The 13892-nt window shown below is 54.7% G+C and carries 9 protein-coding genes and 2 pseudogenes; 1 reads left to right on the plus strand and 10 read right to left on the minus strand.

What is annotated here, in order from left to right; all coding sequences use genetic code 11:
• Positions 1-250: 250 nt before the first annotated feature.
• The 6 genes from J2X72_RS21180 to J2X72_RS21205 form a co-directional block, all read right to left on the minus strand.
• Complete coding sequence (locus J2X72_RS21180; RefSeq protein WP_310075178.1) at positions 251-481, minus strand: hypothetical protein; 231 nt, start codon at positions 479-481, stop codon at positions 251-253.
• A gap of 766 nt (positions 482-1247) precedes the next feature.
• Positions 1248-3500 (minus strand): EAL domain-containing protein, encoded by a 2253-nt coding sequence (locus tag J2X72_RS21185; RefSeq protein ID WP_310075181.1) that lies wholly within the window; start codon positions 3498-3500, stop codon positions 1248-1250.
• 125 nt (positions 3501-3625) lie between these two features.
• Complete coding sequence (locus J2X72_RS21190) at positions 3626-3919, minus strand: hypothetical protein (RefSeq protein WP_310075184.1); 294 nt, start codon at positions 3917-3919, stop codon at positions 3626-3628.
• A 1123-nt stretch (positions 3920-5042) separates the two neighbouring features.
• A complete protein-coding gene (locus J2X72_RS21195; protein ID WP_310075187.1) occupies positions 5043-5666 on the minus strand; it encodes an exopolysaccharide biosynthesis protein in 624 nt (207 codons plus the stop codon).
• A 32-nt stretch (positions 5667-5698) separates the two neighbouring features.
• Positions 5699-6004 carry a hypothetical protein gene (locus tag J2X72_RS21200; RefSeq protein WP_310075189.1) on the minus strand — a complete coding sequence of 102 codons (306 nt, stop codon included), beginning with the start codon at positions 6002-6004 and terminating at the stop codon, positions 5699-5701.
• Positions 6005-6057: 53 nt separating this feature from the next.
• Positions 6058-7038, minus strand: coding sequence for a TerC family protein (locus J2X72_RS21205; RefSeq protein ID WP_310075191.1), 981 nt, complete (start codon positions 7036-7038; stop codon positions 6058-6060).
• 197 nt (positions 7039-7235) lie between these two features.
• Here J2X72_RS21205 and J2X72_RS21210 point away from each other — a divergent pair.
• Positions 7236-7457 (plus strand): annotated as a pseudogene (locus J2X72_RS21210) (hypothetical protein); the annotation flags it as partial.
• A gap of 159 nt (positions 7458-7616) precedes the next feature.
• Here the strand turns inward: J2X72_RS21210 and J2X72_RS21215 are convergent.
• The 4 genes and pseudogenes from J2X72_RS21215 to J2X72_RS21230 all read right to left on the minus strand — a co-directional run bounded on the left by J2X72_RS21215 (position 7617) and on the right by J2X72_RS21230 (position 13876).
• Complete coding sequence (locus J2X72_RS21215) at positions 7617-9581, minus strand: cellulose synthase catalytic subunit (protein ID WP_310075193.1); 1965 nt, start codon at positions 9579-9581, stop codon at positions 7617-7619.
• Positions 9582-9588: 7 nt separating this feature from the next.
• Entirely contained in the window at positions 9589-10830 is a 1242-nt protein-coding gene (locus J2X72_RS21220) for a hypothetical protein (protein WP_310075194.1), read from the minus strand.
• Positions 10831-10833: 3 nt separating this feature from the next.
• Entirely contained in the window at positions 10834-12225 is a 1392-nt protein-coding gene (locus J2X72_RS21225; protein WP_310075196.1) for an HlyD family efflux transporter periplasmic adaptor subunit, read from the minus strand.
• A 538-nt stretch (positions 12226-12763) separates the two neighbouring features.
• Positions 12764-13876: pseudogene (locus tag J2X72_RS21230) on the minus strand (IS3 family transposase).
• Between the last annotated feature and the right edge of the window lie 16 nt (positions 13877-13892).

The following is a 13892-nucleotide window of genomic DNA, read 5'->3' on the forward strand; positions in this document are numbered from 1 at the left end:
GCTGCGTCTAAGGCTTGTTCAACCGATGGCAGGTAACGACGATGCAAAGAAGTACGTAACTGTTACAATGCGCTGCCGAAGCCGTACCGAACTTGCAATCCGTGCGGGCCGAATGTTTCAGTGTCCAGCGAGGCTTCTCGCCAAGTTTGGGAATGACGCGCCCCACATGCTCTCGACACTCGGGGGGCAGTAGCGGCCGGATTGGCGCTGCTCGAGTGATCCCGATGGCCTGGGCGGCAGCGGTCACTCGCTAGCGGTTTTGCTTCTCTTCAGTGGTTTGACAACCGGTCAAGATCATCAGCACCCCAAACAGCCCCGCACCGGTATCTTTATCAATTGCTTTCTGGAGCTTTTCATTTGCAATCCCGTTTGCCCGCGCCGCTGCTGCGGCGCGTTTCTGTGCTTCGTCATGCCCGAAGGCGCGACCGCCTCTCCTCGGCAAGCCGTGCCTGAAGAGCGGTCTTTTCGAATAGTTCGACATATCCGACCTGAGCTGCGGTTGCAGCTTGGCCGCTTCCGTCGCCACCTTGCCCGTTACAAGGTCGCCAATGATCGGGATGATACCAATGTAGGGAATGACGTGAAGGACAGGTCAGCATACGCTCGGAAGATGCAAAAAGCCGGATGCCGAGGGCGCGAAGGATGGCGACTACTAGGGCACTCACTAGAGGCCACTCACGCGCATGGTTAGGCTTCACCAAGGCGCTGCTTGTCACCCGTCTCACGACGCAGACCCAGGCGGTTGCCGTCTGCGCTTAACAGGCGTCACGATATTTGCGTTCCGTGGTGAGCCCTTGCCCCGGTCGAACGCTTAGCAGCCGAAACACCGAAGTTGCGGCGCACCGGAGAGCGTCGAAGCTTGCAGGGAAACAGGTGCTTCGACTTTCACGCCGTCAACCAAAGGCAGGTAATAGTGCTGCGTGACGCGAGCCTTCAAAATGGCCAGGCACTCGTCCGGCGTGCCGGCGTGATACGGTCAAGGGACAAAACGCCAACCAACCACTGGCCGAAGCGGACAAGACAACTGCGACGATAGCGGTCTTGATGAATCAGACCTACAGCTAGGCAGCGAAACAGGAATCGTTGAAGAGGGTTGGCCCATGCGACCGCCGCTGCCGAACCTTGTAGAATGGCACATGGAAGTTGCGGTTGCCCCAAGATAAGATGACGAATACACCTCAACCATAGCCGCAAACGAAGCTGCCTTTTATGCATGAGGGTTTGACTGCACACATTTATTCGGGTTGTCATATCTGAAGCAGAAGCAAATTAGCCATCGCGCCGGGGTCGACAGGTTTGCTGAAATGGTATCCCTGGGCCTCGTCGCACCCCTTGGCACGCAGGAACGCGAGTTGCCCTTCCGTCTCGACACCCTCTGCAATTACCATCATGTTCAAGCGCTGTCCGAGAGATATAACAGCAGATATGATGCTTCGATCATCCTCGTCATGTGCAAGGTTGCGCACGAACGATTGATCGATCTTGAGGCGCGTTACGGGCAGACATTTCAGAGTGCTCAGGCTGGAATAGCCCGTGCCAAAATCATCAATGGCGAAATGAACACCCAACTCTTGCAGTTCTTTCATGGTTGCGATTGCCTGATCAACATTGCGCATCAACAAGCTCTCGGTCACTTCCAGTTCCAGATACTCGGCTTCAAGACCGCTTTCTTTCAATATCCGCCTCACCCGCTGCGGCCAGTCCTTTTCCTGAAACTGGAGCGCCGAAACATTAACACTGACGCTGAGGTGCGGAAGGCCTGCATCCTGCCAGGCCTTGTTTTGCCGGCAGGCCTCGTTGAGGACCCAGTCCCCAAGCGGAACAATAAGACCTGTTTCCTCAGCGAGTGATATAAAATGAATGGGGGACAATACTCCCAGAACGGGATGCCTCCAGCGAACCAAAGCTTCTACCGCAAAAATGCGCTCCGAGCGCAGATCGACTTGAGGTTGGTAGTCCAAGTAGAACTCCGACCGTTCGATGCCCGAGCGTATTGCATCCTGCATTGCAAAGCGTTCGTGCGCTTTGGAATTCATCTCCTCGGTAAAAAACTGGAAGCTGTCACGCCCACTATTCTTGGCCTGGTACATTGCCGCATCGGCGTTCATCAGCAACGTTTCTGCATTGTTGCCATCATGTGGAAAAGTAGCAACGCCCATGCTGCAAGTGATGTGGAACTCGTGGCCGTCGAGAGCAATCGGGTCAGTAATGACTGCCCTGAGCTTGTGCAGGATTATAGAGATCGCATCCGTGCTTGCGGGTATATCCACCAGCAGTATAACAAATTCATCGCCGCCAAGCCGAACAACGGCATCGATCGGCCTCACACAGCCCACCATACGACCTGCGACAATTTTGAGAAGCTCGTCTCCTGCCGTATGGCCCAGCCTGTCATTGACAGTCTTGAAATTGTCGAGATCCACAAAGACCACCGATACCCATGGATTATGATTGTGAAGTTGCGTGTGCAAGATGGCCTGGGTCAAACGATCCTTTAGCAGTGTTCGATTTGGCAAGCCCGTCAGAGCGTCATGATTGGCAAGGAAAAATATCTCATCTTCGTTTTGCTTGCGCTCAATCGCGATGGCGGCAATCCTTCCTACCCTTTCAGTGAGCCGCCTTTCAAAAGACTCGGGTTCCCTCACCTCGCCTGAATACAGGGCAAAGGTACCGAGGACGTCGCCCTGATGCGACAAAATTGGCGTCGACCAGCAGGAGCGCAGGCTGTGGAGTTGTGCCAGGTCCCTGAAGTTGGTCCAAAGTGGATCACTCGCGATATCGGCAACTATTACGCTCTCCCGCCTATAAGCTGCGGTACCGCAAGAACCCATGTTCGGGCCAATCGCCATGCCATCAATAGCGCGGATATAGACCATCGGAAGGCTCGGCGCGGCACCGTGCCAGAGGTGCTTTCCAGCGCCGTCAACAAGAAGGATCGAGGCAAACACTCCCGGCAGCTGCTCTTCGATTAGACGCACTATTTTGTCTAGCACATCCCTCAGAGGTGAATTCATTGCAATCATTTCGAGTACAAGGCTTTGCTCATCGCGAAGACGATCCGCCTGTCTGCGAACGCTTATGTCGCGCGATATCCCGACAAGTCCTATGGTTTCGTTCTTGTCATTGAGCAGGGCGATTTTGGAGGTCGAGAGCCACTTTTTGGCTCCGGTTACAGCATCGACGACCTCTTCCTCCATGTCGATCATCGGGCTGCCGGACTGGATTATCGCCTGCTCAACTTCGAAAAACCTAGTCGCAACATCGGGCGCGTGCAGATCAAAATCGGTTTTGCCAATCAACTCCTCCGAGTGGTCGTAGCCGTGGATTCGCGCCACCGCCTGGTTTACAATAGTAAAGCGATGATCCAGATCTTTCGCAAACAGATAATCGGGCACCTGATCTATCATTGCCCACAGCAAACTCCGCTCTGCCCTCCACTCCGTGCTTGCAAAAAGCCCCTGATGGTTTTGCGCTGCCATCCCCCCGATGGCTGTGGTCATACGATCGATTTGCAAGTGGTTGCTCTCGGGATTGGAACGACCGGGATGCGCGCCATGTCCGGATAATGGCGCGCGAAGGAAGAGTCTTCGGAGCCACGGCAATTGCATCCGGATATAATCATTGGTCACCGGGCTAACGCCTTACACCCGAGCGCGTGTGCACCGTTTGTTTGCGCATCTCTGCGCCAAAAACCCATGCTGCGCTCCCGGTCCGCGGCCAGCGAGGCGATCAAGTTGACGTCACGGTTACCATTGTTGAACAGCCGCATTATTTCACGTGCCAATCGGCCAGCGTTATGATTGTCATCATCCGATGTCTCGATCATGAACATAACCTGTTTATAGGCTGTCGACATTACGTGCCAGTTCACCTTGGTATATGCGTCTTTAGAAACCGATGTTAAAATCTGAAATGACATGGCTGCTGCCTTTGGGCGGGAGCTCAACTAATCTCTCCAGCGTCAGCGGCCGATCCAATGCCTGACGACGAGACCAGAGTCGTCCTTTGAGGCAAACAAGTCAATGTAAGTCATAAAATGCTGTATATTTCTTGGCTTAGATGAGTGAAAAGCAAGAACAGCGAAAACGAAATCCAGGTATGGCCGGCGTTCAAAAATAGAACACATCTTTCAATGGTGCACAGTTATGTGCTTTGGTTCGTAGAAGAAGCTCATGTGGCGAAGGGCAAGGCGGCCTCCGTGATCAAAATTGGCTCGATCGTGATCCATTGCTCCGAATTTCGCACGCATGTTCGCATTTCGGCAGGATGGCTTGCACTATGTTCCGCGGACGCCTGTGCACAGTGATTGTATTGTGTTTTTTGATCCCGACGGCCAGGGCCCGATTATTTCCTTTCGGGCCGCGATCGTCGTGGCTAAGCGGAGAAGCTGGCTGCATTTGGACCTTCATACCGACTGTCACCAGAGGAGGTTCGTCGTTTGCTGACGATCGGAGCAAAGCAACATCCGTGGCGCTATCCGCAGAATGCCGACTACCTGGTCTGGCAAGACCCCGACGGCAATCTGTCGTGCAATAGGCGCACAAAAAGCTGTGGCCGCCTTGACCGGGTTCGAACCGCAGACCCACTCAACGCAGTTTTCTGACGTGCGGTTTCCGATGAGCCGTTATGCGGTTTTAGGAGCATATACCAAGAATATGGATAGGCCGCCTCGCACCTCGTCATTACCGGAATTGTTGTGAAAAATGTCTACGCCGAGAGCAGAGACCGATTTCTCCCGATGTTCAACCGCCGCGACTATCGCTTGGCTGACCGCAGAGTTGATCGCGCATATCGGCCTTGCCCATGCCAGGCGCCGATTGTCTGAAAGGCACCGTGAAGGGCGTACGCCGGTCGCTTGTTTTACTGCCTCGCGAGGCAACTGCTTGCCGAACCAGCGCGCGCAAACCCTTGGGGAAGGTGACGCATGCCGTTGCGCGTCATCACCGCTTCCGGCAAGGGCGCTAACCATTCGACGCTCGAGCGATAGGTGCGCGACCAGGCATCGGCTACGGGCCTCGTAGGATGTCGTTTGAGCCTAGTCATTAGGCGGCAAGGATCGCGGAGAGCATCAAATAAAGCAAAGCTGCGGTCACGGCGAGCGTCGCCGCGGCGAGCAACAATCCGATGAGGGTGACCAGCCCGTCGCGCTCCATCAGGGCGACTGCCAAGACCACCAGCGAGACCACCGGCAAGATATTGCCGAACGGGATCGGCAGGGCGATCACGACGGCGAGCAGGAAGATCGGAATGCCAAGCAGGGTCTGAACAATCGGGCCTGTAAACGCCTTGAGCCGGCCGGCTCGCATGACCTTCTCCACCCTGGCAATAATCGGAAGCGAATGAGGGATGATAAGATCGAGCATTGCCGGTGAAATATGGCGGTTTCTGACCACGGTCGGCAACCAGAGGCTCTGGCGGCCGAAGGTGATCTGCAGCGAGATCAGAGCAAGGGCTGTGCCGAACACCATACCGAACGGACCCGGGATCGGTGTCAGTGCCGGAATTGCCAGAAACAGCACGGTAACGGTCATGCCCGTCGATCCCATGATCTCCAGAGCCTCACCGATGGAAAGACCGCCTCTTTTCCCGGCAAGCTCCAGCATCTCCGTAAGCAGTGCGGTTGCCATACCCCCCGGCGTCTCGATGTTATCGTCTGGTTCAGACATGTCGTCCAATCGGTTTCCGCCGAAATCTGTCGTTACACTCTCTCGCCGCTGTTGGCGTTCAGGACACTTACGAGAGCCGCGCAGTGCGGGTCCCGGTTATCCAGGAGATCAGCCGGCGTGGTGCGTCCGATCGCGATATTGACGATGGTGCCTGCGGCCCAGCCATAGTCTCCGGCGGCCCGCTCGATCAGCAGCGGGCCTTGGGAGGCCAGGCAAGCCTGAGACTGTCGGACGATCTCCACGGGCAAGTTCGCACGCTCAACATGCTGCTGCATCTGTGCCTGGAGGGGATCGAAGATGAAAATGGCAAAAAGCCAACCGACGATATCCGAAATCATATCTATTTCCTTCGTGTTCTGTTGCTGACGCCGTTCTTCCCAACGGGTTGCGGTTACGCGGACTGGCGATCGCGGGTTTTGAGAAGGCTCCAGATCACGCCGGCGGCGATGATCGCGAAGGTGATGCCGAGCGAAAGGATGGCTGGGAACTTTTCCAGCTCCAGAAGATCGGCGGCAAAGATCTTCGAGCCGATAAAGATCAGGACCAGGGCGAGTGCCGGCTTCAGGTACTGGAAGCGATGGACCATCGCGGCGAGCGCGAAATAGAGGGCGCGAAGGCCAAGGATAGCGAAGATATTCGAAGTGTAGACGATGAACGGATCGGTAGTGATCGCGAAAATTGCGGGGACCGAATCCACGGCGAAGATGACATCGGCTACTTCGATCATCACGAGCGCCATGAAGAGGGGCGTGATAAACCAGCTCGTCGCGCCAGTGATGGGATTTGTTTTTCTGACGAAAAACCGCTCGCCGTGGTGCTCGTCGGTGACGTTGAAGCGATTGCGCATGAAACGGACAAGCACGTTTCCTGAGACGTCGGGCTCGGCCTCCTTGATGGCCAGCATCTTGATGCCGGTAACGATCAGGAAAGCTGCAAAGATATAGAGAACCCAAGCGAATTCTGCGACCAGCGTCGCGCCGACACCAATCATAATGGCGCGCAGCACGAGGACGCCGAGAATTCCCCAGAAGAGTACCCGGTGCTGATGGAGGCGCGGGACGGCGAAGAAAGAGAAGATCAGCGCGATGACGAAGACGTTATCCAGCGCCAGCGTCTTTTCCACGACGAAGCCCGTCATATAGGCAAGACCAGCGTCGGAGCCGAGATACCACCAAACCCAACCGCCGAATGCGATACCCAGCGCGATATAGAGGCTGGAAAGCTTCACGCTTTCGCGAACGCCGATCTCCCTGTTCTGCTTATGGAGAATGCCAAGGTCAAATGAGAGAATGGCGATGACCAGCGCGAGGAAGCTTGCCCACATCCAGAGCGGCTTCCCTACCCACTCGAGGAATAAAAATGAGAAATCCAAAGAAAATCCCCTGTCGGCACGGATTGTCGGAAAAAGGTCCGACATCGCAAGAGTGCCGAGGCTCTCACCAGAGGGGCCCGGACCAGCGGGTTAAACCCCACATGGGTCTCATATTTGGATTGTCAAGTCGCGGCCCGTGCATTTTCTCTGTCCGCTTTGACCTTCGAACGATCACGTTGCAGTTCTGCGCAACGAAGCAGGCGCGGTCTGAGCTCGATGAAGCCAAGCGCAAGGTGCTTTATCGACAGCTGGCGCTGATGGTGCGAGACGGCGGTCTGATCCTGCCCGTCTTCAACGACTACATTATGGCCTCTTCGAAAACGCTGAAGGGATATGTCGACGATATCGGCAACGATATGTCCAACGGCTATATCGGCAGCTATGTGTGGTTTATCCACTCAAGCTGGCCGGCGCCGTAATAGATGAGAAATAGTTGTACCAGCAGGGGGTGCCATGGAACACGAACGTGCAGGCCGTCTTGCGTGGGCTCGGTTGCTGGCCGACTTGCTGACCATCCCCAAGCTCGAGCGCGCTGATCGATGAGCTTGACACCGCGCCGCCCGGGATCGTCAGCGTGGTCAGGACAGCGCTCGCTTGCACAACCTAATCATTGATTTTCCTAACATTCCCACGCTCGCCACATTGTCTGGTGCTTTGCGGAACAACGCCCGAAGAATATCGTTCCGCTGTTGGAAACCTGGAAGGATCCTGAAACAGTTCGGTGGCAACGATGAGTCAAACTCGACTTTTACCCATCCGATCCCGTGGATAAACACTGCCTCGTCTTCTGTGCCAGACAATTCCAAGTCCGTGATCAAGACATTCTGCGTTGATAGTGCATCGATCTGGATGTCGCGTACAATGCCTCCAGCACGCAACGATGACTGCATCTGGATCTTGATGAGCTCCTCCTGTCCGAATCTTGGAAGTTCGATGCAGACAAGAAGACTGACAAACCCGATCAGCATGGCGAATGCCGACCACACAAGGTTCAAGCAATCGCGTTCGGAGAACTCGATGGGTGAACTCCAGACAAACACCGTCGAAACGATCGAGAACGCAGAAAGTAGAGTGACAACTCCGAAGAACGCTGCCGTTGGCGCGTGAACGCGGATTTTGGATCTATCGCCACCCTTCTCCGTAACCTTAAACGGCCGCCCGAATGGTTTGCGAATGGCCTGCAAAAGCGCGACCGTGATTGGAAGAGCGGTAATGGCGTGCGTCACTTCAGTGAAAAACGGCAAAGTCCGCCGTTCCGAAATCCACGATGAATAACTCCAGAATACAAGGAGGGCGGATATGCCGTATTTCATGAATACCAGCTCATCGGCTTGAATAGCCGAGATGTCGAACAGCCAATAAATCGATGGTGCAAACAGCATGCAAAGGATAAACGGTTTCGACAGCCAGCTGAGAAGGCCATGGATGTAGTGGAGACGCTGGGTCAGGGTAAAACGGCCGCGCCACAATGGGCCGTCTTTCAGAAGTCCGATCTGGATTGTTCCAAGACACCAGCGAGTGCGCTGCGTTATATATTCCGGAATTCCTTCAGCCGACAGACCGACACTGAGCTTCTCGTTCAGCCAACGCGTCACATAACCCCGTTCCATCAGGCGATAGGTCAGCAACATGTCTTCGGACAGGGCTTCATGCGGGAATCCGCCCATTTCGTTCAAAGCGGAGCGCCTCACGACAAAACTGGTGCCGACGCAGAAAGCACATCCCACCGCGTCCTTCGCTGGCTGAAAAGTGTCGAAGAAGACGCGCTGATCATCGACAAACGATGACCTTATGCCAAGATTATGTTGTATCGGATCAGAGTTGAAATAGAACTGCGGTGTCTGGACAACACCTACCTCTTCGTTCCTGAACAGCCCAACTGTGCGTCGCAGGAAATTTTCTTGCGGGGCAAAATCCGCATCAAGCACCATGATCAAATCGCACGGATGCCTGGTGGCGTTTGTAAGCGCTAGAGCGTTATTGAGGTTGCCCGCCTTGGCGTGGCGGTTGTCGGGACGCGTGATATAGCCCACACCAATTTGATCGCAATAATCTTTGATTTCAGGACGGCGGGTATCGTCGCAGACATACACTTTGAAGTCGGGATAATTCATCGATCCGGCACTGATGACGGACTTCTCCAAGATATTGATCGGCTCATTATAAGTGCAGATAAATACGTCGACGGAAGGATACTGCTCCGTAGCTGCGAGTTGTTTCTGAGCGTCGTCAGCCTCGAGCGACCAGTCAGTTGACCTGAACAGGATAAGAACTGATCCAAGCGCATAGACGACTGAAATAGCTTCAAACGTAAAGTAGAAGTAGGCCCAGATGCTGGCCCCGGTCACCTCAAGGTCAGGCAATGTGTCGAGCCATCGCCAGGAAATGTAAAGCACGAGCGACAGGATGGTAGCGCTTCCGAACAGCACTCTGTCAATCAACCTGTCCCGATGCGCCAACCTGGAGAACACGACGAACAGGAGACCAATCCCCAAATCGAAAAACAGCACACTCGAAACATCGTCGTTGACGTTGAAAAACATGCATACCTCAGTTGGGCCGGAAGGGGTTGAAATCCATTGCTGCCATCACGGCCCATGCGGTCGCACCCAGATGCGGCCAGTGCTGATACATGAACGCACCGCCCTGCCCCATCGCTCCGACTGTCAACCCAGTTGAAAGCGGCGGGCCGGAGGTCGCGTACAGCAACCCGGATTGCGGATCGACGTTTTCAAGGATGCTGGCGATCAACTCCGATGCGCGCTTTGGTTCACCTTCCTGTTGGAAGAGCAACGCTGCCTGCGCCGTTCCCTCGATCCACAGTCCATCCCGATCCCCGTTGAAATCATAGCCGCCTGGCACAGCCAACTTTGCGTCCATCAGGCCAATTGTATCGGCCCATTTAGCGGGTCGTCGCGATTTGGGGACGACCAAAAAGGGCCATACCTGCACATCCAGCCACAAGTCGGTGCTGTGGACTGCATTTCCGGTCAAGTCTGTGCCGATAAGAAAGCCGCTCTTGTCGTCGCGCATGCTAGTCACGAACTGCAGCGTACTTTCAGCCAGCCCTTCCCACCGGGGATTTTCGCTGATCATGCTGAGCCATCGGGCCACAGCCAGGGTGTCGATGTTGTGTTCAGTGGATTTCCACGCAATACGGACGGCCTTGGGCTCAAAACCGTAATATCCCCCCACCACTCCCGGGCTAAGGTCGTCGCCCCGCAACTGATCGAGCCAAATGGCTAGGCGTTCCGCTGCCTCGAGATATTTCGCTTCCTTTGTCTTTTCGTGAAGCTGAAGAAGCGCCAATGCAGCCCACGCGACGTTACCGGCGGCAGTGCTGACCTGATATTCGTCTTCAGCCCAAACTTTGGAGCGATCATCCCACCAGCCCGGCAGCGCGGGATTCTCCGTTATTGGCCCGGCTCGATACGCGTTGCGAAGTCGCCCATCCATGTAAAATCGGTCTTTCCCACCGGCAACAATCAACGCATCGCCGATTGATCTGGCGCGATCAATCTCCCCACAGGCTAGGAAAGCCATTGCCGCCAGCGAATTGTCATAGACAAACGCAGTGTTTTGGAGGGCTTCTGGCAGGGGCGGACCTCCAATCGAAGACAGGTAGCTCGGCAGAAACATGGTCAGCACGGTGCCACCCGCTCCTTCTGTTTGCAAACGAGCTAAAGCCGTACACAAAGTCGATCCGGCGGCACCATCGGCGGCATGACTGGCCGTAACGGCTAACACACAGACCGTCGCAACGCTGAGAGCCGAGCGGCATATGTCTAACACCGGCTAGTTCCATCTCGTATCAAAGACGGCTTGCGTCCCGCTATCGGCAATAATTCGCTCGTGAAGGAATGGTGTCGGATTCAGTCCTACCCCATGGTCGAACAGATAATCCGTGGCTTGGCATTTGCTTAACAGGCATGCCGTTCTCTTCAGTACTTGAACGGAATCATTTTTTTCGTCCGCTATCAAAACAGTTTCTGTATGAAGGCGTGGCTCCGCAGCATTTGCCTTGCCCGAGATATACGTGCTGAAATCAACGAGCTTTGATCCTCCTTGCAGGAATGCCAATTCCAGCTTTTCTACCTGGTTCCCAAGCGCCGCAGTCGCTCCGTTCACGTAGGAACTAGTCTTTTCGACCCAATCGCTTTGCCGCGTCACGGTCACCCATGTCCCGACCGAGCACAAATCGGCAGCCCCTTCCTGTGTCGATTTCTCCGGAGTTATGAAAGCATAGAGCTCACGGCGTTCCGTTGGCGGAAACGGAACCGCAAAGTCGAGATCAACACGATCCGTGGTGCGAGGAAGGAGCCGGCTTACCAGACCCGAGACCGGCGAAGACCATGCGTCCGATTCGACCACGACTTTTGCCCCAACCGCCAGTGCCTGCGCCTGGCGCTCAGAAAAGATCGCAACGACAAACGCTTCCCTGCAATCAACAGCTTGAGCGAGAGTATCACCCGCATTCACCTGTTTCCCAACTTGCGCTACAGTTTTATATATTTTTTCGGATTTCATGACCGAAACATCCGCTTTCGCCATCAATTCGATGCGGTGGTTCTCGGCTTGCGTGAGGCTTTGCAACTCCTCGAGGCGCATCTTTATCGACGCATTTTGCATACTGATCTGCGAGACATCCGCTCGGCGCGCACGGATTTCATTCTGTAAATTCTGCAAATATTGATTGTTGTCGCCCACAAAGATACCGCGCCGGGCAAACCCCAAATCGTCGTTTGACATATCAACCTTAAGTCTCGCCGCTTCGACCTTGGCATCTTCCAGCCTGTTTCTGTTGAGAAGCTCATCCTTCGTACCGGGTGAAAATCCTTTGGAAACCAAGCCCAATTTACGAGCAGCAGATGCCTTGGCATTTTCCGCGGAAATGGTGGCAAGATTCAAGCGAACCTGAGCATCGCGCAGCACATTGTCGGAGCGGTCTATTAACGCCTGCTGCTGTACGGCCAGTTCAGCCTCCAGGTCTTTTATCCTGCTAAGATGAACGTCCAGGTTCGATTTTTTGAGCATAAGTTCATTCTGAAGCGAACTCGACTCTACCTGAAGCCCGATCAAAGTGGATCGGTCCACACGTTCGTTCTGGACCGTCGCGATGGGCCCTTCGTAGGCATCGTCTTTCTTGCCAGTGATATTCGTCACCGTCCCGTTGATCGGGGAGGTCAAAGACGACACCGGAGCATTAACGACTGCTCTTACAGACGTGGAAGTGAATACGGGCGGCAATATCGATGACGTGAATACTGTAGCGAGTACACCGAGAACGCCATAAGAAGCCATTTTTACAGAAGCTGGTCTTCCGTTTGCGAGGTTGTTGGGCCGTGAAACCATAGTTTTTCACTCCGTTAAAGAGATCCTTGAACTATGTTCCCTTCCTTTTTTCTCCTCCCGTCGCCTTCTTATACTCCCCCTCTATTGTTCACTAACGATCCCAAATATGCTTACACTTCGCAATACGCAATTGTGTTTAGAACCAACGCCGTAGCGCTTTTAGCGGTCTAGTATCAAGAACGTCCCTTCCTCTAGCTGAGGAATACGAAGATGCGTTTTCGAAAATCTGGGGATTCGCTCAGAAAGAAAGCTGCAATGTCATTACTGGAGGATATGGTGGAGATGAACTTTTGTCGCCGTCGGCTAACGAATTGCGGCCCAATAAGCTTCGGACTGTACGGAAGCTTTGACCTGCTCCCCTTTGTGTCCGCATTTATAAGTTAGCTCTGTTCTGGTTTTGGCCTTTTTCGGACCGGGTTGCGAACTCATAGGGTGTCATGCCGTCAAGGCTTGTGTGGGGTCGGTTCAGATTATAGTCAATCCTCCATTCCTCGATGATCTGGCGGGCGTGCCGATAGCTGGTGAAGAGATGCTCGTTGAGGCACTCATCACGCAGTCTGCCGTTGAAGCTTTCGACAAAGCCGTTCTGCATCGGTTTTCCCGGCGCGATATAGTGCCATTCGACCTGGCGTTCCTGCTGCCATTTCAGGATGGCATTCGAGGTCAGTTCGGTGCCATTGTCCGAGACAACCATGCAGGGAATTCCACGGTGTTCGACGATCCTGTCCAACTCCCGGCTAACGCGCGTTCCCGAGATCGAATTGTCGACGACCGTTGCCAGACATTCGCGGCTCAAGTCATCGATGACGCAGAGCACCCGGAAGCGGCGGCCGTCGGTCAAAGAATCCGAGACAAAGTCGAGGCTCCAGCGCTGGTTTGGACCCTGGGGGATCGCCATCGGCGCACGTGTGCCAAGCGCTCGTTTGCGGCCGCCACGCTTGCGCACCGTCAGCCGCTCCTCTTTGTAGAGGCGGTAAAGCTTCTTCCAATTGACCTCGACACCTTCTCGCTTCAGCAGAATGTGAAGACCGGCGGTAGCCAAAGCGGCGACGTTCGCTGGCCAGCTCCCGCATGCGGTGCCGGAGATCTGCATCATCCGCCCGGCTTGACCGATAGCGATAAACCCGCGGATCAATCCCCACGAGTCCACAGGCACGGCGTTGCGAGTAGTTCTTTTCGGTCATGGCCCAGTTCACGGCATCTCTCCTCGAACCGGGCCTCAAAAGTTTTTTCCAAGCATCTCTTTGAGCGTCGATACATCCAGCATCGCATCCGCCAAGAGACGCTTCAGTTTGCCGTTTTCTTCCTCAAGTGCCTTTAGCCTCTTGGCTTCCGGCACTTCCATGCCACCAAACTTCGAGCGCCACTTGTAAAATGTCGCATCGCTGACACCGTATTTCCGGCAAAGGTCAGCAGCCGATAGTCCGGCCTGATGCTCCTTCAAAATACCAATGATCTGCTCGTCGCTGAAACGGGATCGCTTCATTTTCTGTCTCCTGGTG

Source organism: Phyllobacterium sp. 1468 (assembly GCF_031455525.1).
Classification (GTDB): domain Bacteria; phylum Pseudomonadota; class Alphaproteobacteria; order Rhizobiales; family Rhizobiaceae; genus Phyllobacterium.